Source organism: Allobosea sp., from assembly GCF_036675845.1.
Lineage (GTDB): Bacteria > Pseudomonadota > Alphaproteobacteria > Rhizobiales > Beijerinckiaceae > Allobosea.
Genome location: NZ_JAKFED010000052.1, coordinates 57,900 through 80,142 on the forward strand (window position 1 = coordinate 57,900; position 22,243 = coordinate 80,142).

Genomic DNA, 22,243 nt, shown 5'->3' on the forward strand with positions numbered 1-22,243 from the left:
GGGTTCAGGCCAACGATTCAGCTTCCGAACACCTCACCCCTGCCCCTCTCCTTCCAGGAGAGGGGTTTCGCGTCGTGGTTCTCGCGCCCTATGACGCCGCCACCGCGGCCGACCAGGGCGAGGCGGCGTCGCTGATGCCTTCCGCCTCGCTTTTGCCCGCCCGGATCAGGTTCGGGCAGGCAAAATTGAGCGGCAGCACGCCGTGCTCGACGATCGTGAGCGGTCCCGCAGCCTCAAGCGCGTCGAGCGTTTCCTCGGGCAGGCGCGCATCGGCGCTGGTGCCGTCCGGGCCGGAGACGTCGATGCGCGGCTGATGCGCGGCATCGTCGAGGCTCATGCCGCAATCCAGGGTGAAGGCGAGCATCTGGTAGATGCTCGCCAGGATGCGCCGCCCGCCCGAGGACCCGGCGGCATGCCGCGGCCAGCCGCCATCGGCCGGCGTCACCACCACTGGGCACATATTGCAGAGCGGGCGCGCGCCCGGCGCGATCGCATTGGCGCTGCCCGGGCGCGGATCGAACCACATCATGCCGTTGTTCATCAGCACGCCGGTTTCCGGCAGGACGTAGCGGCTACCCATCGAGGAGAGCAGCGTCGTGGTCAGCGCGACGAGATTGCCCTCGCCGTCGACCACGGTGAGATGGGTGGTGCAGGTCTCAGCCGGTTCCTTCGCCATCTGCGCTGCGCCGAGGCCTGAGAGCCGGCTGGAATAGGCCTCACGCATCACCTGCGAGAGCCTGGCGAACCAGGCGGCGTCCGGCTGCCCGGCGGGCGGCGGGCTTGCCGCCATGCCCTCGATCACCGCCTGCAAGGTCGGCGCCGCCGTCAGCCCGCCGGCGGTATGGATCTGATGCGTGCCGCGCCAGTCGATCACCGGCGCCTCGCGCAGGCTCGCCTCGCAAGCGGCGAGGTCCTGCGCGTCGACGACGCCGCCCGCGGCGGCGATGTCGGCGGCAAGCCTGCCCGCCAGTTCGCCGCGATAGAAATCGTCGAGCCCGGCTTTCGCCAGATGCTCCAGCGTCGCCGCGAGATTGCCGAGGGGCCGGAAGCCGGGCACGCCCTGATAGGGCGGCACCGGCGGCAGGCCGTCCGGCAGATAGATGCGGGCGCTCTCCTCATAGAGCCGCAGGATCGAAGCCGAGGAGGCGATCTTCAGCGTCGCGTACCAGTCCTGCGCCAGGCCGCGCCGCGCCAGGGCGATCGCGGGGGCGAGCAGCTCCGAGACCGGCATCCTGGTGCCAAAACTGTCCTTGAGCTTCGCATAGCCGGCCACCGATGACGGGATGCAGAAGGAAAGCGGGCCGTGGATGTTGCGGTCTCCGACGACGCCGGGCCAGGCGAAGAAGTCGAGCTTCATCTCGCCGGTCAGCGGGTAATCGGCCGGGTCGGCACGGCGCGGCGCGACCGGGCCGAAATCGATCACCTGGGCTTTGGTTTCACCGGCCTTGAGCACCACGCAAAAGCCGATGCCGCCGAGGCCGCTGTTCCAGGGCTCGACCGCCGCCAGAGCGAAGGCGGTCGCGACAGCCGCGTCCGCCGCATTGCCGCCGGCCTTGAGGATGGCGGCGCCGGCTGCCGCCGCCTCATGGTTCTGCGAGACGACGATGCCGCCCCGGCCGCGCGCCGAGGGCTTGGTCAGGCTCCAGTTCTGGCTGCGATAGGCTTTGGCGCGGTGCGGCTCGGCATTCATCGTCGGTCTCCGGGGGATCTCGCCGCCATCGTGGCATGCGCGCCCGCCGCGGTCATCGGCGTGGCGCGAAGGGCCGGTCCTCATTCAGAGCGTGCGCAGCTCGTCCTTCTTGACCTTGCCGGTCGCGGTCATCGGCAGGGCTGCGACGAGGCGGATCTCCGGCACCTTGTAGGCGGCCATCCGCGCCTTGCACCAGGCGGCGAGCGCGACCGCGTCCGGCTGCTCGGCCGACGCCGGGTTGAGGCAGATATAGGCGACCGGGACCTGGCCGCGCTCGGCATCCTCGCGGCCGATCACGCCGGAGGCGGCGATCGCCGGGTGCTGGCCGAGCAGCGCCTCGATCTCGGCCGGGAAGACGCTCATGCCCTTGACCTTGAGCATCTCCTTGCGCCGGCCGAGGAAATGCAGATAGCCGTCCTTATCGAGCACGCCGATGTCGCCGGTGTGCAGGAAGCCGCCGCGGATCGCCTCGGCGGTCGCGTCGGGCTTGTTCCAATAGCCCTTCATCAGCGAGGGCGTGCGCACGCAGATCTCGCCTTCCTCGCCGAGCGGCTTCAGCGCCCCGGTTTCGAAATCGCAGATCTTGAACTCGGTCCCGGCCATGGGCAGGCCGACGAAGACCGGCTGCGAATTGAGGTCGAAATCCTCCTGCTGCATGCCGACGCTGAAACTGTCCATCGTATGGGTCTCGGTCATGCCCCAGGCGGCCTCGACCATGGTGCCGCCGGTGAGCTCGCGCCAGCGTGCGCGGAAATCCGGGTTGAGCTTCTTGACGAAGGAGGAGACCCGCACCCGCTTCAGCGAGGTCAGGTCGAATTCCCGCACGCGCTCGTGCTCGAGAATCTCGACCGTGTTGTCGACGAGCAAATAGGAGAAGCTCGCTCTGTAGCGCTGGGTCGCCGCCATGAAGCCGACGGCATCCCAGCGCGCCATCAGCACGACCGTCGCCCCGGCCACGATCGGGAAGAGCAGCCCCGCATCCTCGCCGGCGATCCAGAAGATCGGGACGAAGTTGACCACGATATCGTCGGGCGTCAGCGCGAAGCTGGTGGCGAGGCTGGTGGCCGCGGTGTAGAGCATGTCGGCTTGCGTATGGACGCAGCCCTTCGGCATGCCGGTGGTGCCGCCGGTATAGTTCAGCGCCGCGACCGCATCGAGGTCCGGCACGACCTCCGGAGCCGGTTCGGACACCGCCTCCAGCGCCGGCATGAGCTCGATCTCATCCTCGCCCGCCGGCAGGCGCGGCTGCCGCATGGCGGCGGGCGCCGGGAAGCTCGGCTCGGCCGGCATAAAATCGGCGAAGCCGGTGACGAACACCGTGCGGATCGCGGTCTGCGCTCGCACGGCCCGCAGCAACGGTAGCAGGGTGTCGAGGCAGATGACGGTTTCGGCAGCGGTGTCGTCGAGCTCATAGGCGAGCTCGGCCTCGCGAAACAGCGGGTTCACCGGCACATGCACGCAGCCGAGCTTCAGGATGCCGAAGAAGGCGATCATGAATTGCGGGCAGTTCGGCAGGAAAACCGCGACCCGGTCGCCGCGACGCACGCCATGGCTGTGGAGCAGGGCGGCGAAGCGGTCGCTCAGATCGTCGAGCTCGGCATAGCTGATCTCGCGTCCGTAGAAGATGCAGGCCGGCTTGTGGGGTTGGCGCCGCGCCCATTCGCGCAGGTGCTCGCTGATCGCGATCTCGCCGAGCGGATAATGCGGCTTTCGCGGCAGGTCGGACGGCCAGGCCTTGTCCCAGAGCGCGTGCAACCCGGCCAGATAGGCGGCTTCCTGCAATTGCAACCATTCCTCCCGATCATTGATTTCCGCCGCCGGCCGGCAGCGCGGTTGCTGCGAGAAGAGCCAATCTGCCGCGCCGCGGCAAGCGGGCCGAACCGACCGGCGCCGACCCTGCGGGGCCGCCTGCTACCTCACTTGCCGAGCACGAGGTTCGGCAGCCAGGTCGTCAGCGGCGGCCATAGCGTGATCGCGATGAGCACCGCCAGCAGCGGGATCAGCCAGGGCACGATCGCCCGCGACATCGCCTCGAAGCTGATCCTGGCGATCTTCGCGGTGACGAAGAGCACGACGCCGACCGGCGGCGTGATCGTACCGATCATCAGGTTGAGCACGAAGATCAGGCCGAACTGGACCGGATCGATGCCGAACTGCGCCGCCGCCGGCGTCAGGATCGGGATCAGGATCAGCATCGCCGCCAGCGCTTCCATGAAGCAGCCGACGAAGAGCAGCAGCAGGTTGACGATCAGGAGGAAGATCAGCGGATTGCCGGCGAGGTCGACCAGCATCGGCCCGACCGTCTGCGGGATGCGCGAGATCGACAGGCACCAGCCGAGCGCCGCCGCCGTCATCACCAGCGCCAGCACCACGCCGGTGGTCTCGACCGTCTGGACCACGAGCTCGGGCAGGTCCTTGAGCGAAAAGCTGCGATAGACGAAGAGCCCGAGCACGATCGCATAGGCGGTCGCGACCGCAGCGGCCTCCGTCGGCGTGAAGATGCCGGCCATCATGCCGCCGAACAGGATCGCCGGCGTCATCAGCGCCCAGTGCGCCTCCTTGTAGGCGACCCAGAGCTTCGCCATGCCGGGGAAGGGGTGGCGCGGCAGGTCGCGCTTCTTCGCGACATAGACCACCATTCCCATCAGCGCGCCGGCCATCAGCAGGCCCGGGATGACGCCGGCGAGGAAGAGCCCGCCGATCGAGACATCGGCCGAGACGCCGTAGATCACCATCGGCAGCGAGGGCGGGATGATCGGCCCGATCGTGGCGGAGGCGGCGGTGATCGCCGCCGCGGTCTCGGGATCGTAGCCCTCGTCCCGCATCGCCTTGATCTCGAGCGTGCCGACGCCGCCGGCATCGGCGACCGCCGAGCCCGACATGCCGGCGAAGATCACGCTGGCGAAGATGTTGGCGTGGCAGAGCCCGCCGCGCATGAAGCCGACGCAGGCCGTGGCGAAGGCGAAGATCCGGTCGGTCACCCCGGCCGAATTCATGATGTTGCCCATCAGGATGAAGAGCGGCGCCGCCAGCAGCGGGAAGGAATTGGCCGATTGCGCGATCTTCTGCGGCACGATGCCGAGCGGGAAGCCGCCGAAGAAGGCGAAGGCGATGGCCGCGAGCCCCATCGAGACGAAGAGCGGCACGCCGATCAGGAGCGCCGCGAACCAGAGCGGCAGGATCTGCAGCATCAGGGTGGTCATAGCGGCTGCGTCCCCGGTTCGGCGGCCTCGAGCTTGCGGCCGGAGAGCACGGCGGCGATCTCGGCCAGCGCCTGCAGGATCAGCGCCAGCCCGGCGAGCGGCATCACCGCATAGAGCGCTGCGCTCGACACCGGCAGCGCGATCGATTCGACATCCCAGGTCCGCTCGATCAGCCCGAAGGAATAGCGGATCAGGACGGCGGCGAAGAGGATGATCGCGCCTTGCGTCGCGATCTCCAGCAAGCGCCCGGCGCCGGCCGGAAGCCGCTCGGCGATGACGGTGATGCGGATATGCGAGCGCTGCCTCGCCGCGATGATCCAGCCGATGAAACCGGTCCAGACCAGAAGGTACTGCGCCAGCTCGTCGGTCCAGGCCAGCGGCGCGTTGACCTGCCGCGAGGCGACGCCGAGCAGCACCGTAACCAGCATCGCCAGCAGCAGGACGACGGCCGAAGCGCGCACGAAACGATCGGAGAGATGGAGGAGGGTTTTCACTGCGCGGCAGGCCCCGATGTCATGCTGAAGTCTCTGCAGATCCGAGCGATGCCGTCATGCTCGCCCTTGTGGCGAGCATCCACGTCTTGAACACCGCACTCGACCGGTGAAGCGAAGACGTGGATGGTCGGGACAAGCCCGACCATGACGGCGAACTGCCGGCTGCACCGCTCAAAGAGCCGCCAGCGCGTCCCAGGTGCCCTTGCCCCATTTGCTCTCGAACTGCTTGGGCAGGGTCGCCAGCACCGGCTTGCTGAAGCTTTCCAGATCGGGCTCGGTGACGGTCATGCCGGCCGCCTTCAGCGTCGCGACCAGGCTGCCTTCCTGGCTCGTCAGCTCGGCATCCTGCCAGGCGGCGCCATTGGCGATCGCCGCCTCGAGGATTGTCCGGTCGGCCTCCTTCAGCCCCTTCCAGAAATCCTGGTTCACGATGACCAGGCGCGGCGTGATGATGTGGCCGGTCAGGATCAGGTGCTTCTGCACCTCCTGCAGCTTGGCGCTGTGGATCGTCGGCAGCGGGTTCTCCTGGCCGTCGACCGCGCCCTGGCTCAGCGCCAGATAGAGCTCGTTGAAGTTGACCGGCGTCGCCTTGGCGCCCCAGGCCTCGACCATGGCGCGGAAGGTGTCGACCGGCGGCACGCGCAGCTTCAGGCCGACGACGTCGGCGGCGCTCTTCACCGCCTTCGAGCCGGTGGTGAGGTGGCGCTTGCCGTAATAGGTCACCGCCGCCATGCGCATGCCGCGCTTCTTGACCAGCTCGTCGTTCATCTGCGCGAAGACCGGCGCCTTGCCGACCTTGGCCATATGGGCCGGGTCGCGCCAGAGATAGGGCGCCTCGATCACCGAGAGCTGCGGCAGGAAGGAGCCGAGTGCGGCGGCGCCGTCCGTCGTCATGGTCAGCGCGCCCGAGGCGACCGATTCCATCATGTCCTTGCCCGAGCCGAGCTGCCCCGCCGGGAAGGACTGGATCTCGACGCGCCCTCCGGTCTTCTCCTTCACCTCCTTGGCGATGCGCTCGACCATCTGCACCTGCGGATGGGTGGTCGGCAGCATCTCGCCCCAGCGCAGCACGGTGGCCTGCGCCCTGAGCACGGTCGGCATCGCGATCGCCGTGCCGGCCGCGGCCGAGCCGGCGAGAAAGGCGCGCTTGGTCAGCTTCGTCATGGTCTTCTCCCTCCCTGTGTGACGCCAACGCTCTTCCGAAGCCCTCATCCTGAGGAGCGATCCGCCGGATCGCGTCTCGAAGGCTCCAGATTGCTCCGGTGCCTCCTGGATCATCCTTCGAGACGCCGCTTCGCGGCTCCTCAGGATGAGGGCGTGAGATCGAGAGTCCTGGTCTTCTCCCTCGAAACAGCCGTTTTCCGGCCTTGTGGTTCGGTTCAGTAACTCATCGCCCGGGCACGGGCGTTGCCGATATGCTCGCTCATCGCTGCCGCCGCCGCCTCCGGATCGCGCGTTTCGATCGCCGCGATGATCCGCAGATGGTCCTGCATCACCGGCACGATGATGCTGTTGTGGATGCGCGTCTCGTATTGCCGGATCAGTCTGATCTTCAGCCAGGTGACGCGGAAGGCCTTCGAGACGATGTCGTTGTCGAGATGGTCGATGATCGCCTCATGCATCAGCCGGTCGACATCTTCGGCCTCCTCGATCAGCGCCTGGCCTTCCTCGCCAGCCTCGGCGCGGCGCACGATCGCCTCGTGGCGCTGGCGCTGCTCGGCGATCTCGGCATCGCTGGCGTTGCGGGCATAGGCGGCCGTCGCCTCCTTCTCGAGGAAGAGCCGGAACTGGAAGGCGTTGCGGATCAGGTCGAGATCGACATGGGCGACCTGCATGCCGCGCTGCGGCACGGTCTTGATCAGCCCCTCCGCCTCCAGCCGCGGGATCAGCTCGCGGATGGCGCCGAGCGGGAAGCCGGTCATGGCGACGAGCTCGCGCTGGGTGACGAACTGGCCCGGCTTGATCTCGCGGGCGAGCAGCCGCTCGGTGAAGCTGGCATAGGCCCGCTCCCTGAGCTTCAGCGGCTCGCCTTCGCGTTCCGGCTCGGGCTCGCTCATCATTTCCCCTCTCAAGCCGCCCTGGCGCGGCTGATCTGGTCGAAGGCCGCGAAGAGCCGCTGGCGCTGGCTTTCGTCGAGCGCGGTCAGCGGCGGGCGCATCGCGCCATAGCCGGCATCGCCATGGAGATGGCCGACCAGGGCCTTCACCGCCGCCAGCACCGGATAGGAGCAAATCTCGTCGACCAGCGCGTTGACGACCGGGTCCTCGGCGCCCTCATAGACGATCGGCCGCAGCAGATGCGGGGCGAGATTGGCGAGGCCGCAGATCGAGCCCTGCGCCCCGGCGCGCACGGCGCGCCCGAGCAGGCGCTCGTCGCCGACCAGGATGGCGAGCTCGCCATGCGCCTTGAGGAAGGCTTCCGTGGTCGGGTAGTCGCAGGAGGAATCCTTGACGCCGGTGACGATGCCCGGGAAGGCCTTCTTCAGCCGCTCGACCAGGCCGACCGAGATGTCGACCGCCGTCACCGAGGGGATGTGATAGAGGATGGTGTTGCGTGCCGACGGCCCGAGCTTCTCGAAGAATTGCGAGAACCAGGCATAGAGCCCCTCGTCACTGATGCCCTTGAAGTAGAAGGGCGGCGCGACCAGCAGCCCCTTCGCCCCGACATTCAGCGCCGTCTGCGCCTGCTCGACCGCCTCGTGCAGCGAGGCGGCGGCGACGCCGGCATAGATCTTCGTCGCCGGGTCGATCCCGGCTCCGACGAGCGCGCCGAGCATGGCGGTGCGGGCCGGGCTGCCGAGCGCCGCGCCCTCGCCGGTGGTGCCGAACAGGGTGACGCTGTCGCAGCCATTGCCCAGGACATGGCGGGCATGGTGGACGAGACGCGGCAGGTCGACCGCGCCGCCCTCGCGCATCGGCGTGGTGATGGCGCAGGAGAGGCCGAAGCGGTTGGGGTCGAGGGCCATGGAGATCGTCTTTCCCGAAGCGTGTTGAGCTGACATGTTAGAAACAGGTTAGCGCGCAGGCAGCATGGCCGCAAGCGGATCAGCCATCCTTGAGCCCTCCGGCGGAAAGCCCGGCGACGATCTCGCGCTGGGCGAGCACGGTGAGCAGCAGCACCGGCAGCGTCACCAGCAGCGCCGCTGCGGCGAGCGGCCCCCAGGAGATCTGCTCGAAGGTCAGCGAGTTGTAGACGGCCGAGGGCAAAGTGCGGCTGTTCTTGCCGCCGAGCACCACCGAGAAGATGAAATTGTTCCAGGAGAAGATGAAGGCGAGGATGCCGCCGACGACGATGCCGGGCCGGGCGAGCGGCAAGGCGACATGGCGGAAGGCCTGCCAGGTCGTGGCGCCGTCGATGCGGGCGGCGTCCTCGAGCTCCATCGGAACGTTCTCGAAATAGCCGATCATGATCCAGACGATGATCGGGATGGTGATGACGAGATGGGTGATCACGAGCGCGGTGATCGTGCCGACCAGGCCGGTCATCTGGAACAGCAGGAAGAGCGGGATCAGATAGGACAAGGCCGGCGTCATCCGCGCGATCAGGATCAGGATCGCGAACTTGTTGGCCTTGCCGCGCGCGATGCCATAGCCGGCCGGGACGCCGACGGCGAGGCCGATCAGCACCGCCCCGCCGGTGACCAGGATCGAGTTCCACAGATAGAGCGCGAAATTGTTCTGGGCGAAGACGTCGACATAGTTCTTCAGCGTCGGCGGGTTCGGGATGAAGACCGGCGGGAAGGCGGTGTTGTCGAGCTCGTTCTTGAAGGAGAGCGAGATCATCCAGAGGAAGACCAGCACCGCCGGCGAGACCAGCACGAAGACCGAGGCGTAGAAGCCGAGCTTTTTGACGAGTCGCTTCATCGGCGTGCCTCGCCTGCCGAAACCGCTCCGTCATCCCGGGCGGCCAAAGGCCGTCCCGGGATCCATCGGAAAGCTCGGCGCTCTCTGATGGATCCCGGGACTTCGCTGCGCGAAGCCCGGGATGACGGAGCGTTTCCCTGCCAACTCGTCATCACGCGTTCCACTTCGACTTCTGGCGCGCGTAGAGCAGCAGCAGCGACAGCATGATGATGATCACGAAGAAGATCACCACGACGGCGGAGGCGTAGCCGATCTTGTAGAACTGGAAGGCCTGCAGATAGAGGAAGATGTTGAGCGTCTCCGAGGCCGTGCCCGGCCCGCCCTGGGTGATGACGAAGATCGTGTCGAAGACCTTCAGCGCGTCGATGGTGCGGATCACGATCGCCACCATGATGAACGGCCAGACCAGCGGCAGCGTGATGTGCCGGAACATGTGCCAGTCATTGGCGCCGTCGATCAGCGCGGATTCGTAAGGCTCGCGCGGCAGGCCGGCGAGGCCGCCGAGCACGATCAGCATGACCAGCGGCGTCCAGTGCCAGACCTCGACCAGGATCAGCGTCGGGATCACGGTGTCGGGATCGTAGACCCAGGGCTGCGGACCGATGCCGACCAGCGAGAGAAGGTAGTTCAGCACGCCGAGCTGGGGGTGGAACATCATCGTCCAGACCAGCGCCACCGCGACCGGCGTCGCCATCATCGGCATCACGAAGATGGTGCGCAGCAGCCCGCGGAACGGGAATTCGCGGTGGAACACCAGGGCCGCGGCGGTTCCGAAGAAGATCGGCAGCACGACGGCGAGCACGGTGAAATAGAAGGTGTGCACCATCGATTCGAGGAAGCGCGCATCGCGCAGCAACTCGGCATAGTTCTGCAGGCCGACGAATTCCGGCCCGCCGCCGATCTTCCAGTCCTGCGTCGACATGTAGAGCGTGAACAGCCAGGGGAAGACGATCACGCCGACGACCAGCAGCACCGCCGGGACCGAGAACAGCCAGTAGCGCGGCGTGAAATCCTGCGACTGGCCCGTCGCAAGGTGCGCCGGCTTCGCAAGGCTCGCTGGTAGGGCGGTGGTGCTGCTCATGCTGTCCGCTTGCAATTGGGCGTCATGGCCGGGCTTGACCCGGCCATCTCAGGAAGGAAACGCACTGGTCACGAGATGGCCGGGTCAAGCCCCGGCCATGACGCGTCTGGCGGCCTCAGCCCTGCTCGCTCTTCAGCAGCACCGGCGCGAAGGCTTCGGTAGCCTTCTTCAGCTCGGCCGCGACATCGGCGCCGCCGATGGCGTTGGTCAACGCCACGCCGAAGACGTCGCGGAACTCGGTCACCGGCACGATCTGCGGCAGGCCGGCCCGGGCGATCTTGGCCGAAGCCAGCAGGCATTCGAAATACTGCTTGCCGAACTTCGACGAGGCGATCGTCTCCTGGTCGAGATAGGCCGAGGAGCGGCCCGGCGCGCCGGCGCCCGCCTTCAGCATCGCGATCTGGTTGGCCTTGTTGGTCATGAACTGGATGTAGAGCCAGGCCGCCTGCTTCTTCTGCGAGCCGCGCGAGATGCCGATGCCGTCGGCGAACATGCCGGCATGGTGCGCCTTCGGTCCGGGCGGGGTGACGCCATAGCCGACCTTGCCGACGATGCGCGACTTGGTCGGATCCTCCAGCGGCGTGGCGAAGCCGATGCCGTCGAGCCACATCGCGGCGCGGCCCTGCATGAAGGTGGTCTGGCATTCGTTCCAGTTGAAGCCGACCTGGCCGACCGGGCCGGTCTCCTTGTTGAGCTTCTTGTAGAGCTCCCCGGCCCAGATCGCCTCCGGCCCGTCGGTCTGCAATTTGCCGTCGGGGCCGACCGCCTCGATGCCCTGGCCGAGCAGCAGGCTGGTCCAGACCGGGATATTGGCGTTCTTCAGGCCGCGCGAGACGAAGCCGGCGACGCCCTTGGCCGGGTCGTGCAGCTTGGCGGCGACGGTGGCGATCTCCTCCATCGTCTTCGGATAGGCCACGCCCTTCGCGTCGAAGAGCTCCTTGTTGTAGTAGATCATCCAGTAGTCGACGAAGAACGGAATGGTATCGAGGGCCCCGTCGGCCTGGCGCGCATAGGCCACCGGCCCGGCGCCGAAATCGTCGAAATTGAAATCGGGGGCGGTCAGCGAGGCATCGGCGATATAGGGCCGCAGATCCTCGAACCATTTGCCCTTGGCGGCCATGCGCTTCTGCACATGCAGCGAGATGCCGCTGACGTCGAAGCTCGGCTTGCCGGAGGCGAACTCGATCACCGCCTTCTGGCGCTGCTGCTGTTCCGGCACCTGCTCGCCCGAGACCTTGATGCCGGTGAGCTCGGTGAATTCCTTCTCCGCCGCCTGCATCAGGTCGGAGCGCGGATTCTTGACCAGCAGCACGTCGAGGGTCGTGCCCGAGAAGCGCTTCCAGTTGAACGCCGCCTGGGCGCGCGCCTCGCGCAGCACCAGCGGCGAGGCCACCGCCCCGGTGGCGCCGAGCGCAGCGGCGCCGCGCAGCAAAGCGCGCCGGGTCGGCTTCAGAATGCTGTCGGTCATGGTCGTCCTCCCTGTGGATATGAGAAGGCCGCTTCGGGCCCTTTGATCCGGTGCCGGCAGGCCGCGCTCCAGACGAGCGGCCCATGCCGAGGCCGCGACGCTAATCCGGTTCAAACCCGGTTGCAAGCTGACATGTTGGCGTGCACATAGTGCTGCACCTCCACCCGGCGGCCTTTCGCGCATGACGGCTTCGACGCTTCCTTCCAGACCGCTCGGCCGCTCCGGCCTCAGCCTGACCGCGCTCGGCTTCGGCGGCGCGCCGCTCGGCGATCTCTATGGCCAGCTCGACGAGGCGGCCGCTGTCGCGACCGTCGAGGCGGCGCTGGCCGACGGCGTCAACCTGATCGACACCTCGCCGCTCTATGGCCACGGCCTCTCCGAGCATCGCATCGGGGCGGCGCTGCGTCGCGCCGGCCGCAAGGACGTCGTGCTCTCGACCAAGGTCGGCCGCGTCGCTGAGCCTTTCGCCGGGCGCGGCGACGGCTCGGGCTATCGCGGCGGCCTGCCGCATGGCATGCGCTTCGACTATTCCCGTGACGGCGCCATGCGCTCGCTCGAGCAGTCGGCGCTGCGCCTCGGCGTCGACCGGTTCGACATCGTCCTGATCCACGATGTCGATGTCTGGACGCATGGGCAGGGCGCGATCGAGCAGCGTTTTGCGGAAGCCATGGACGGTGCCTATCGCGCGCTGGAAAGCTTGCGCGCCGCCGGCGCCGTCAAGGCGATCGGCGTCGGCGTCAACGAAGCCGAGATGTGCGAGCGCTTCGCCCGCGCCGGCGATTTCGACGCCATGCTGCTGGCCGGGCGCTACTCCCTGCTGGAGCAGCCGGCGCTCGCTTCCTTCATGCCGCTGGCGCTGGAGAAGGGCATCGGCCTGATGCTCGGCGGCGTCTTCAACTCGGGCATCCTTGCCACCGGCCCGGTCGCCGGCGCCAGGTACAATTACCGGCCGGCGCCGCCCGACATCCTTGCCCGCGTCGCCGCGATCGAAGCCGTCTGCGCGCGCCATGGCGTGCCTTTGCGCCGCGCCGCCCTGCAATTCCCGCTCGGCCACCCCGCCGTGGCGAGCCTGGTGATGGGCGCGGTCTCGGCCGGCGAGGTCGAAGACCAGATCGCCGAATTGTCCGCGCCGATCCCCGCCGCGCTCTGGACCGAACTGAAGGCACAGGGTCTGCTCGGCGCCGATGTCCCGGTTCCGGACTGAGCCGATGCGGATCGACGCTCACCAGCACTTCTGGACCCTCGCCCGCGGCGACTATTGCTGGCTGACGCCGGCGCTGGCCCCCATCCATCGCGATTTCGGCCCGGCCGACCTCGAACCGCTGCTGGCGAAACACGGCATCGCCCGCACCATCCTGGTCCAGGCGGCACCAACACAAGCCGAGACCGCGTTCCTGCTCGACCTCGCGGCGCAGACGCCCTTCGTCGCCGGCGTCGTCGGCTGGAGCGATTTCGACTCGCCCGATGCCGCGGAGCGCATCGCGCTGCTCGCCGACGATCCCCTGCTCGTCGGCTTGCGGCCTATGGTGCACGACCTCGCCGAGGACGACTGGCTGGCGCGGCCCGGACTGGCGCCGGCCTTCCGCGCCATGGCCGGCCATCACCTGGTCTTCGACGCCCTGCTGAAGCCGCGCCATATCGCGCCGATGCTCCAGGCGCTGGAGCGCCATCCCGAGCTTGCCGTCGTCATCGACCATGGCGCCAAGCCGGACCTCGTCAGCGGCGACCTCTCCGGCTGGCGCGACGGCATGACGGCGCTCGCCGCGCATCCGCAGCTGTTCTGCAAGCTCTCCGGGCTCGTCACCGAGGCGGCTCCGGACTGGACAAGCGAGACGCTGCGGCCGGTCGTCGAGCATCTGCTCGCCGTCTTCGGTCCGGAGCGCCTGATCTTCGGCAGCGACTGGCCGGTGGTGACGCTGCGGGCTTCCTATGCGCGATGGTTCGAGACCGCCGAGGGCCTGCTCGCCGGACTTTCCGATGCCGAGCGCGCCGCCATCTTCGGCGGCAATGCGCGCAAGCTCTATCTCTCGCAGCGCGGACGCCAGTGACATGCTGAAGAACCTCGACCCAGTCCTCTCCGCCGACCTGCTCTGGGTGCTCGCCGCCATGGGCCATGGCGATGAGCTTGCTCTGGTCGACGCCAATCACCCGGCCGAGACGATCGCCCGCGCGACCACGAGCGAAAAGCTGATCCGCCTTCCCGGCCTCACCATGGCTCGCGCCGCCCGCGCCATCCTCTCGGTGCTGCCGATCGACGATTTCGAGCCGGAGCCGGCAAGGCGGATGCTGGTCGTCGGCGACGCCACCGCGATCCCGCAGGTGCAGCAGCAGGTCCAGGCCGAGCTCGACCGGGCGCTCGGCCGCGCCGCACCGCTCGCCGGCATCGAGCGCTTCGCCTTCTATGCGGCGGCGAAGGCGAGCTTCGCCGTGGTCCAGGTCGGCGACCCGCGCCCCTATGGCTGCTTCCTGTTCCGCAAGGGCGTGATCGCTGGCGAGCCCGGATAGCAGGCCTGCCGCGGTGGCGGACTTGGCGCGCATACTAAAAGTAACATTTACAATGCATCTTTTATGAGCTAGAAACCGGCCCCATTCGGAGTGTCTCTTCATGAGCAGCTTGCGCGATGAACGGCCGGCTCGCCCGCAAGGCGAGGCCTCGCCACCCGAGGCCGGCACGACGCTGGTCCCGATGCTCGTCTCCGGCCTCGTCCTGATCGTCATCGCGATGGCGCTGGTGATGACCTTCGCCTAGAGCAGGCTGATCCTGCTCCGACTTCTCGATGAGCCGGAAGCGCACCGCAGCCGGAGGGCGCCAGCCCGATTCGGGAAGGTGTCTCGCTGCGCCGGCGGGCGAGCTCGAGCGGATGCGCGCCGATGCGAGAAAGCGGAGAGGGATCGAAACCGCACGACGACCGACTGGCGGTATCGCGCCAACAAGAATGGTGCCCCTGGCCGGGATCGAACCAGCACTCCTTGCGGAACTCGATTTTGAGTCGAGCGCGTCTACCAATTCCGCCACAGGGGCCCCTAGAGCCGGATCCGATCAGGTTGAATCAACCTGATCGGTGAATCCGCCTCTAAACTGTAGATAGAGAACGCGTGATCCGATCAGATTGCGCAGCAACCTGATCGGCGCGTGCTCTTGCGGGCGGCCGGGACTATAGCGGTCGATCCGGGCCGGTCAATCTCGCGTGAACGGCTTTTCGAAGCGAAAGCCGGCATGGACGCGGCAGGCAGACCCGGCTAGATCGCCGTGCGTCCATTCGGGCGCGGAGATGGCGATCTATCTTCCTGTCGCAGCATCGGACGCCTTTCGAAAACCGGATTCCACTTTTCGGTGCGATGCTCTAGCAAGATCGCGCCGCATCGGGCGGATACGCCGGCTGCGGAGAACGCCGTCGTCGAGAGAGGGCTGGAGCATGGCTTCCGCGAAAACGCCTCCCGCCACCGCCCTCCGGGGCGACAGGCCGGGCCTGTTCCAGCGCCTCTATCTCTGGACCCTGTCGCTTGCGGCGCGCCCCGCCGCGCAGCTCTGGCTCGCCGTCGTCGCCTTCGTCGAGAGCTCGTTCTTCCTGATCCCGGCCGATGTGCTGTTCGTGCCGATGGCGCTGGCGAAGCCGGCGCGGGCCTATCGCTACGCCCTGGTCGCCACCACCTTCTCGACGCTCGGCGGCATCGCCGGCTATGCGCTGGGCTACTACGCCTTCGACGCGCTCGCCCGGCCGGTGCTCGCCTTCTACGGCAAGCTCGACGCTTTCGAGGCCCTGCGCGCCTGCGCCGGCCCGGACATGACCCTGCTGCTCCTGACCACCTCGGGCCTCGCCCATCTGCCGCCGATCAAGGTGGTGACGATCCTCGCCGGCGCCGTGCATATCGGGCTCGGCTTCTTCGTCCTCTCCTGCATCCTCGCCCGCGGCGCGCGCTTCTTCGCGCTCGCCTATCTCCTGCGCCGCCATGGCGAGGCGATCCGGCATTTCATCGAGAAGCGCCTGAAGCTGATCGCGCTCGGCGGCGCCGCCGGGCTGATCCTGCTCTATTTCGGCCTCAAGCTGCTGACAGGCTCCGGCCAGCTTTTCTCCTGCTGAGCGAGCCATGACCAGCCCGTCCCACGCCCGCAGCTTCGCAAGCCCCCGCCGCGTCATCGCCCTGATCGGCCTCGCCAGCCTCGCCTTGATCGCCGGGGCCTGGTTCTTCGAGCTCGTCCTGCATCTGCGGCCCTGCAAGCTCTGCCTCGAGCAGCGCACCCCGCATTACGTCGCGATCGGGCTTTCGGCGGCCGCGCTGCTGCTCGCCCGCTCGCCGCGCACCCAGGCTCTCGCGCTGGTCGGCCTCGCCTTGCTGATGGCGTGGAGCACCGGGCTCGGCATCTATCATTCCGGCGTCGAATGGGGCTGGTTCGCCGGGCCGAACGATTGCGGCGGCGCTGTCCCCCCCGCCGCTTCCGGCATGCAGGACTTCATGCAGCAGCTCCAGACGACGCGCGTCGTTTCCTGCACCGAAGCGGCCTGGCGCTTCCTCGGCCTGTCGCTCGCCGGCTGGAACGTGCTCGCCTCGCTCGGATTGCTGGCGGCGGCGCTTCTCGGGCTGAAGGGCGCATTGAGGCTCAGCGGCAGAGCCTGAACGTCATTGCGAGGAGCGAAGCGACGAAGCAATCCAGGGGAGGCGTAGGGTTCTGCCGCCCCTGGATTGCTTCGCTGCGCTCGCAATGACGGAGAGAGTACCCGGAGCGCTTACGGCTCCAGTTCCGAATCCCAGTAGAGGTAGTCGAGCCAGCTGTCGTGCAGGTAGTTCGGCGGGAAGAGCTTGCCGTTGCGGTGCAGGTCGTTGATCGACGGGGCGAACGGCTTTTGCATCGGCAGCATGCCGACGGCATTCGGCAGCTTGTCGCCCTTGCGCAGATTGCAGGGCGAGCAGGCGGCGACGACGTTCTCCCAGGTCGTCATGCCGCCCTTGGAACGCGGGATGACGTGGTCGAAGGTCAGCTCGTCGCGCGCCAGGCAGTACTGGCAGGCGAAACGGTCGCGCAGGAAGACGTTGAAGCGGGTGAAGGCCGGCGTCCGCGACGGCTTGATATAGGTCTTGAGCGAGACCACCGAGGGCAGCTTCATGTTGAAGCTCGGGCTGCGCACTACGGTGTCGTATTCGGAGACGATGTTGACCCGGTCCATGAAGACCGCCTTGATCGCGTCCTGCCAGCTCCACAACGACAGAGGATAGTAGCTCAGCGGCCGGAAATCGGCGTTGAGCACCAAAGCCGGACAGCCGTCCGGCGAAGCCATCGGATGCATTACATGCGCCGTCACCCGTATCGCGCCTCCGCTTGTTCAGCCGGACGAATCCCGTAGCCCGACAATGTAAGCGCGAGACGACAGGATTGTGAAGCGGCTGCGGCGAGATGGTGTGCCGGCGCGGGGCGGAGCTTCATGCGCGCCCGTCATTCCGGACAAGCCGCGCAGCTCCGGAATCTATCCTGGGACTCGCATCAAAGAGCTAGAGCAGGATCAATCCGAAAAACCGGTCTCCACTTTTTCGCATCCTGCTCCAGCGCGTCACGATGGATTCCGGCGCTCCGCTTCGCGGCGGCCGGGACGATGCGGCTTACCTATGTGGGACAGCGCCTTCAGCGTGTCGGGATCGGCTTCTCGCCGCGATAATCGTAGAAGCCGCGCTTGGTCTTGCGGCCGAGCCAGCCGGCCTCGACATATTTCACCAGCAGCGGGCAGGGCCGGTATTTCGAATCGGCCAGCCCGTCATGCAGCACCTGCATCACCGAAAGGCAGGTGTCGAGGCCGATGAAGTCGGCGAGCTGGAGCGGGCCCATCGGGTGATTGGCGCCGAGCCGCATCGCCGTGTCGATCGCCTCGACCGAGCCGACGCCCTCATAAAGCGTGTAGACCGCCTCGTTGATCATCGGCAGCAGGATGCGGTTGACGATGAAGGCCGGGAAATCCTCGGAGACCGAGGCGGTCTTGTGCAGCCGGCCGACGAAGTCCTTGGCGAGCTCGAAGGTGTGGTCGTCGGTGGCGATGCCGCGGATCAGCTCGACGAGCTGCATCAGCGGCACCGGATTCATGAAATGGATGCCGATGAAGCGCTCCGGCCGGTCGGTGGCGGCGGCGAGGCGGGTGATCGAGATCGAGGAGGTGTTGGAGGCGAGCAGCGCGTCCGGCCGCAGATAGGGGCAGACCGCGGTGAAGATCTTGCGCTTGACCTCCTCGCTCTCGGTCGCGGCCTCGATCACCAGGTCGCAGGCGCCAAGGCCGTCGAGCGCAGGCGCCGCCGAAATCCGCGCCATGGCGTCGCGCCGGATCTCGTCGGCGATCGCGCCCTTCGAGACCTGCCTTGCCATGTTGCCGTCGATCGTCGCCAGCGCCGCGTTGATGCGGTCCTCGGCGATGTCGTGCAGCTTGACCTCGAACCCGGCTACCGACGCCACATGGGCGATGCCGTTGCCCATCTGCCCGGCGCCGATGATGCCGATCGTCCTGATCTGTTGGTCCATGTGACGCTTCTGTTTCCCGGTGGCTAGAGCACGCGCCGATCAGATTGCGGCGCAATCTGATCGGGTCCGCGTTCTCTATCAATAGCTCAGAGACAGATGCCTTCAGGTGGAACCGCGCAGCGCCGCCGCCCTAAAGCCTGATCCGTCTCCCAATATAGAGTTAGAGCAGAAGGCGAAAAAGCGGTTCCGCCCGTTCGCATTCTGCTCCAGCGCGGGCTGCCGCAGCTCGGCGGCCCGCAGATACGGCCTATTTTCCGATCTTCTCGAGCTCTTTTGCGAGCTCGGGCATGATGGTGAAGAGATCGCCGACCAGGCCGTAATCGGCGACCTGGAAGATCGGCGCCTCCTCGTCCTTGTTGATCGCGACGATGACCTTGGAGTCCTTCATGCCGGCGAGATGCTGGATCGCGCCCGAGATGCCGACCGCGACATAGAGATCCGGCGCCACGACCTTGCCGGTCTGGCCGACCTGCCAGTCGTTCGGAGCATAGCCGGCATCGACGGCGGCGCGCGAGGCGCCCATCGCCGCGCCGAGCTTGTCGGCGACCGGCTCGATCACCTTGCCGAAATTCTCGGCCGAGGCGAGCGCCCGCCCGCCCGAGACGATGATCCTGGCCGAGGCGAGCTCCGGACGGTCGGACTTGGCGACCTCCTCGCCCTTGAAGCTCGAAATGCCGGTATCCTCCACCGCCGCGACGCTCTCGATCGGAGCGGTCGCGGAGCCGTCGCCGGCCGCGTGGAAGGAGGCGCCGCGCACGGTGATGACCTTCTTGGCATCGCCGCTCTGCACCGTCTGGATGGCGTTGCCGGCATAGATCGGGCGCTCGAACGTGTCGGCCGAAACGACCTTGGTCACTTCCGAGACCTGCATCACGTCGAGCAAAGCGGCGACCCGCGGCATCACGTTCTTGCCGGTCGTGGTGCCCGGCGCGACGAGCGCGTCATAGGAACCGGCGAGCGAGACGATCAGCGCCGCGAGCGGCTCGGCGAGGCGGTGCTCATAGGCGGCGCCTTCGGCATGCAGCACCTTCTCGACGCCGTCGAGCCTGGCGGCGGCTTCGGCGACGGCCTTGGCGTTGTGGCCGGCGACCAGGACATGGACCGGGGCGCCGAGCGCCTTGGCGGCGGTCAGCGCCTTGCGGGTCGCTTCGTTGAGGGCCTTGTTGTCGTGCTTGGCGAGCAGCAGCGTCGTCATGGTTTCAGAGCACTCCCGCTTCGTTCTTCAGCTTCGAGACCAGTTCGGCGACCGATCCGACCTTGACGCCGGCCGAGCGGCTCGGCGGCTCGGCCGTCTTCAGCACCTTGAGACGGGGCGCGACATCGACGCCGAGCGCCTCGGCGCTGGTCTCGTCGAGCGGCTTCTTCTTCGCCTTCATGATGTTCGGCAGCGAGGCATAGCGCGGCTCGTTCAGGCGCAGATCGGTGGTGATGATCGCCGGCAGCTTCAGGGCCACCGTCTGCAGGCCGCCATCGACCTCGCGGATGACATCGACAGAGCCGTCGCCAACCGTGACCTTCGAGGCGAAGGTGCCCTGCGGCCAGCCGAGCAGCGCCGCCAGCATCTGGCCGGTCTGGTTGGCGTCGTCGTCGATCGCCTGCTTGCCGAGGATGACGAGTTCCGGCGTCTCCTGCTCGACGATGCTTTTCAGGAGCTTGGCGACGGCGAGCGGCTCGACCGTGCCGTCGACCTTGACCAGGATGCCGCGATCGGCACCCATGGCGAGGCCGGTGCGGATCGTCTCCGCCGCCTGCGCCGGGCCGATCGAGACGACGACGACCTCGGTCGCCTTGCCGGCTTCCTTGAGGCGCAGCGCCTCCTCGACGGCGATCTCGTCGAAGGGATTCATCGACATCTTGACATTGGCCAGCTCGACACCCGAGCCGTCCGCCTTCACGCGGATCTTCACATTGTAATCGACAACCCGCTTGACAGGCACGAGGATCTTCATGGGCGCTTCACCGTTCGGGAGAGGTGGACCGCGGGCCGGAGCCGAACGAAATGGCGGCAGTTCGGCATCGCGGCTCTCGGCTGGAATGCGCGGGGACCGTAGCGATGGGAATTTGCCGTTGTCAACGTCGCGAAGGTCGCGCCGGGTTCATGCCGGACGGCCGAACAGCGGCAGGCCGCGCCGGACCAGGAGCGGGGTCAGCACCGCGCCGGCACCGAGTCCGCCGAGATGCGCCCACCAGCCGACGGCGCCCTGCGTGTCGAACAGGGCTGCCAGCAGCTGGAACAGGATCCAGGCGCCGAGCGCATACATCGCCGGAATCCGCAGCGGAATCCATTTGAAGGCCAGCCCCCAGACCCGCACGCGCGGGTAGAGCATCAGATAGGAGGCGATCACGCCGGAAATCGCGCCCGAGGCGCCGACCAAAGGCTGCGGCGATTCAGGATTCATCAGCGCATGAAGGATGGCGCCCGCCATGCCGCAGAGCACGAAGAAGACCAGGAAGCGGACATGCCCCATCGCATCCTCGACATTGTCGCCGAAGACCCAGAGGAACAGCATGTTGCCGACCAGATGCGCGAAGCTGGCATGGAACAGGATGCCCGTCGCCAGCGTCAGCCAGGGTGGTGCCTTGTAGAGCTCCTCGGGCAGCATCGCCTCGCCGAACAGTACCGAGGGAATCGTCCCGAACCCGGCGAGCACGGCGACCTCGCCCGCCTCATCGGCAAAGAGATGGATGCCGAGCCGGATCGCGATGCACAGGCAGATCAGCCAATAGGTGACATAAGGGACGCGCAGGAAGCGCATCGGCACGCCGTCATGCAGCGGCACGAACATGGCCCGGTCCCCTTACCGGTTCTGGCCGGGCGTCCAGAGCACGTCGCCCCCCGCCCTGGCGTTGAGATAGCGGGAGGCGACGAACAGGAAATCGGAGAGGCGGTTGATGAACTTCAGCGCCGGCGGCGCGACGTTCTCGCCCTCGATGCCGGCGAGCTCGACCATCAGCCGCTCCGCCCGCCGGCTGACCGTGCGCGCGAGGTGCAGATGGGCGGCGGCGGGCGTGCCGCCCGGCAGCACGAAGGAGCGTAAGCTGCCGAGGCCCTTGTTCAGCCTGTCGATCTCGGCTTCGAGCCGGTCGACCTGCGCCTGCACGATCCTGAGCGGCTCCCATTCCAGCTTCTCGCCGGTATCGGGGGAGGCGAGCTCGGCGCCGAGGTCGAACAGGTCGTTCTGGATGCGGCCCAGCATCGCGTCGACCTCAGCATCTTCGCCGGCGCAATGCAGCCGCGCCATGCCGATGCAGGCATTGGTCTCGTCGGTGGTGCCGTAGGCGGCGATGCGCAGGTCGAATTTCGGCCGGCGCGCCCCGGTGGCGAGCGCCGTGGTGCCGTCGTCGCCGGTGCGCGTATAGATTCGGTTGAGGATGACCATGCGGGAGTTATAGCGCGCCGCCGCGAGAGAGGAAGGGGGCGGTTCAATCGCCCCCTCAACCCATCGGCAGCGGCAGCAGGCCCGGCTCCTTCAGTGTTTCCAGCGCGATCTCGGAACGCACCCGCGCCACGCTCTCATGCGGCAGCAGGATCTCGTTCACCAGCCGCGACAATTCCTTGAGGTCGCCGACCGCGACCTTAAGCATGTAGTCGGCCTCGCCGGTCAGGGCATGGGCCTCGAGCACCGCCGGCGTCAGCTTCACCAAATCGCGGAAGCGCCGGGCATTGTCGCGCGAATGGGTGTTGAGCGCGACATGGATGAAGACGGTGACCGAAAGCCCGATCGCCTCCGGATCGATCAAAGCGCGATAGCCGCGCACCACGCCCTCCTGCTCGAGCCGCTGGCGCCGGCGCGAAACCTGGCTCGGCGACAGCCCGACCTTCTCCGCCAGCGCGCCATTGGTCAGCGAGGCATCGTTCTGGAGGGCATCGATCAGGCGCCAGTCGAAAGCGTCGAGGACGGCCATTCCGTGAGCCTTTCAGCTTAAACATGCACGTTCCGTGCG

Annotated in this window: 23 protein-coding genes and 1 tRNA gene; 6 read left to right on the forward strand and 18 right to left on the reverse strand. The window is 67.4% G+C overall.

Annotated elements, in window-relative coordinates:
* Positions 1–88 precede the first annotated feature (88 nt).
* From V6M56_RS05410 to V6M56_RS05455, 10 genes are all read right to left on the reverse strand, one after another.
* Complete coding sequence (locus V6M56_RS05410; protein WP_332681903.1) at positions 89–1,690, reverse strand: gamma-glutamyltransferase; 1,602 nt, start codon at positions 1,688–1,690, stop codon at positions 89–91.
* Between the two features lie 84 nt (positions 1,691–1,774).
* Positions 1,775–3,478: an AMP-binding protein gene (locus V6M56_RS05415; RefSeq protein WP_332681904.1), complete on the reverse strand. Its 1,704-nt coding sequence runs from the start codon at positions 3,476–3,478 to the stop codon at positions 1,775–1,777.
* 128 nt (positions 3,479–3,606) lie between these two features.
* Positions 3,607–4,893: a TRAP transporter large permease gene (locus tag V6M56_RS05420; RefSeq protein WP_332681905.1), complete on the reverse strand. Its 1,287-nt coding sequence runs from the start codon at positions 4,891–4,893 to the stop codon at positions 3,607–3,609.
* Complete coding sequence (locus tag V6M56_RS05425; protein WP_332681906.1) at positions 4,890–5,354, reverse strand: TRAP transporter small permease; 465 nt, start codon at positions 5,352–5,354, stop codon at positions 4,890–4,892. The genes V6M56_RS05420 and V6M56_RS05425 overlap by 4 nt, the downstream gene beginning before the upstream one ends.
* A gap of 204 nt (positions 5,355–5,558) precedes the next feature.
* On the reverse strand, positions 5,559–6,551 hold the full coding sequence (locus tag V6M56_RS05430; protein ID WP_332681908.1) for a sialic acid TRAP transporter substrate-binding protein SiaP: 993 nt from the start codon (positions 6,549–6,551) through the stop codon (positions 5,559–5,561).
* A 215-nt stretch (positions 6,552–6,766) separates the two neighbouring features.
* On the reverse strand, positions 6,767–7,447 hold the full coding sequence (locus tag V6M56_RS05435) for a GntR family transcriptional regulator (protein WP_332681909.1): 681 nt from the start codon (positions 7,445–7,447) through the stop codon (positions 6,767–6,769).
* Between the two features lie 8 nt (positions 7,448–7,455).
* Positions 7,456–8,352, reverse strand: coding sequence for a dihydrodipicolinate synthase family protein (locus V6M56_RS05440; protein ID WP_332681910.1), 897 nt, complete (start codon positions 8,350–8,352; stop codon positions 7,456–7,458).
* A gap of 79 nt (positions 8,353–8,431) precedes the next feature.
* Positions 8,432–9,250, reverse strand: coding sequence for a carbohydrate ABC transporter permease (locus V6M56_RS05445; RefSeq protein ID WP_332681911.1), 819 nt, complete (start codon positions 9,248–9,250; stop codon positions 8,432–8,434).
* Positions 9,251–9,401: 151 nt separating this feature from the next.
* Complete coding sequence (locus V6M56_RS05450) at positions 9,402–10,331, reverse strand: carbohydrate ABC transporter permease (RefSeq protein ID WP_332681913.1); 930 nt, start codon at positions 10,329–10,331, stop codon at positions 9,402–9,404.
* Between the two features lie 115 nt (positions 10,332–10,446).
* Positions 10,447–11,799 (reverse strand): ABC transporter substrate-binding protein, encoded by a 1,353-nt coding sequence (locus V6M56_RS05455; protein WP_332681916.1) that lies wholly within the window; start codon positions 11,797–11,799, stop codon positions 10,447–10,449.
* Between the two features lie 181 nt (positions 11,800–11,980).
* On the opposite strand from V6M56_RS05455, the gene V6M56_RS05460 reads away from it, so the two are divergent.
* The 4 genes from V6M56_RS05460 (at position 11,981) to V6M56_RS05475 (ending at position 14,548) form a co-directional block, all read left to right on the forward strand.
* Positions 11,981–13,003, forward strand: a complete 1,023-nt coding sequence (locus tag V6M56_RS05460; RefSeq protein WP_332681917.1) for an aldo/keto reductase — start codon at positions 11,981–11,983, stop codon at positions 13,001–13,003.
* A gap of 4 nt (positions 13,004–13,007) precedes the next feature.
* On the forward strand, positions 13,008–13,847 hold the full coding sequence (locus tag V6M56_RS05465; RefSeq protein WP_332681919.1) for an amidohydrolase family protein: 840 nt from the start codon (positions 13,008–13,010) through the stop codon (positions 13,845–13,847).
* Between the two features lies 1 nt (position 13,848).
* Positions 13,849–14,304: an RbsD/FucU family protein gene (locus V6M56_RS05470; RefSeq protein ID WP_332681921.1), complete on the forward strand. Its 456-nt coding sequence runs from the start codon at positions 13,849–13,851 to the stop codon at positions 14,302–14,304.
* A 100-nt stretch (positions 14,305–14,404) separates the two neighbouring features.
* Positions 14,405–14,548 (forward strand): hypothetical protein, encoded by a 144-nt coding sequence (locus V6M56_RS05475; protein ID WP_332681922.1) that lies wholly within the window; start codon positions 14,405–14,407, stop codon positions 14,546–14,548.
* Between the two features lie 188 nt (positions 14,549–14,736).
* On the opposite strand, the gene V6M56_RS05480 is transcribed toward V6M56_RS05475, so the two are convergent.
* Positions 14,737–14,821: transfer RNA gene (locus V6M56_RS05480), tRNA-Leu, on the reverse strand.
* A 448-nt stretch (positions 14,822–15,269) separates the two neighbouring features.
* Between V6M56_RS05480 and V6M56_RS05485 the strand changes: the two genes are divergently transcribed.
* Entirely contained in the window at positions 15,270–15,881 is a 612-nt protein-coding gene (locus tag V6M56_RS05485; protein WP_332682039.1) for a YqaA family protein, read from the forward strand.
* Between the two features lie 7 nt (positions 15,882–15,888).
* Positions 15,889–16,416, forward strand: a complete 528-nt coding sequence (locus tag V6M56_RS05490) for a disulfide bond formation protein B (protein WP_332681924.1) — start codon at positions 15,889–15,891, stop codon at positions 16,414–16,416.
* Between the two features lie 110 nt (positions 16,417–16,526).
* Here the strand turns inward: V6M56_RS05490 and V6M56_RS05495 are convergent, their stop codons facing one another.
* From V6M56_RS05495 to V6M56_RS05525, 7 genes are all read right to left on the reverse strand, one after another.
* Entirely contained in the window at positions 16,527–17,084 is a 558-nt protein-coding gene (locus V6M56_RS05495; RefSeq protein ID WP_332681926.1) for an HNH endonuclease, read from the reverse strand.
* 332 nt (positions 17,085–17,416) lie between these two features.
* On the reverse strand, positions 17,417–18,298 hold the full coding sequence (locus V6M56_RS05500; protein ID WP_332681928.1) for a 3-hydroxybutyryl-CoA dehydrogenase: 882 nt from the start codon (positions 18,296–18,298) through the stop codon (positions 17,417–17,419).
* A 247-nt stretch (positions 18,299–18,545) separates the two neighbouring features.
* A complete protein-coding gene (locus V6M56_RS05505) occupies positions 18,546–19,493 on the reverse strand; it encodes an electron transfer flavoprotein subunit alpha/FixB family protein (RefSeq protein WP_332681930.1) in 948 nt (315 codons plus the stop codon).
* A gap of 4 nt (positions 19,494–19,497) precedes the next feature.
* A complete protein-coding gene (locus V6M56_RS05510) occupies positions 19,498–20,247 on the reverse strand; it encodes an electron transfer flavoprotein subunit beta/FixA family protein (RefSeq protein ID WP_332681932.1) in 750 nt (249 codons plus the stop codon).
* 147 nt (positions 20,248–20,394) lie between these two features.
* Positions 20,395–21,084 (reverse strand): rhomboid family intramembrane serine protease, encoded by a 690-nt coding sequence (locus V6M56_RS05515; protein ID WP_332681934.1) that lies wholly within the window; start codon positions 21,082–21,084, stop codon positions 20,395–20,397.
* Between the two features lie 12 nt (positions 21,085–21,096).
* The gene (locus tag V6M56_RS05520; protein ID WP_332681935.1) at positions 21,097–21,678 is read right to left on the reverse strand and encodes a cob(I)yrinic acid a,c-diamide adenosyltransferase; all 582 of its coding nucleotides are present in this window, start codon (positions 21,676–21,678) and stop codon (positions 21,097–21,099) included.
* Between the two features lie 55 nt (positions 21,679–21,733).
* Positions 21,734–22,204, reverse strand: coding sequence for an Lrp/AsnC family transcriptional regulator (locus V6M56_RS05525; RefSeq protein WP_332681937.1), 471 nt, complete (start codon positions 22,202–22,204; stop codon positions 21,734–21,736).
* Between the last annotated feature and the right edge of the window lie 39 nt (positions 22,205–22,243).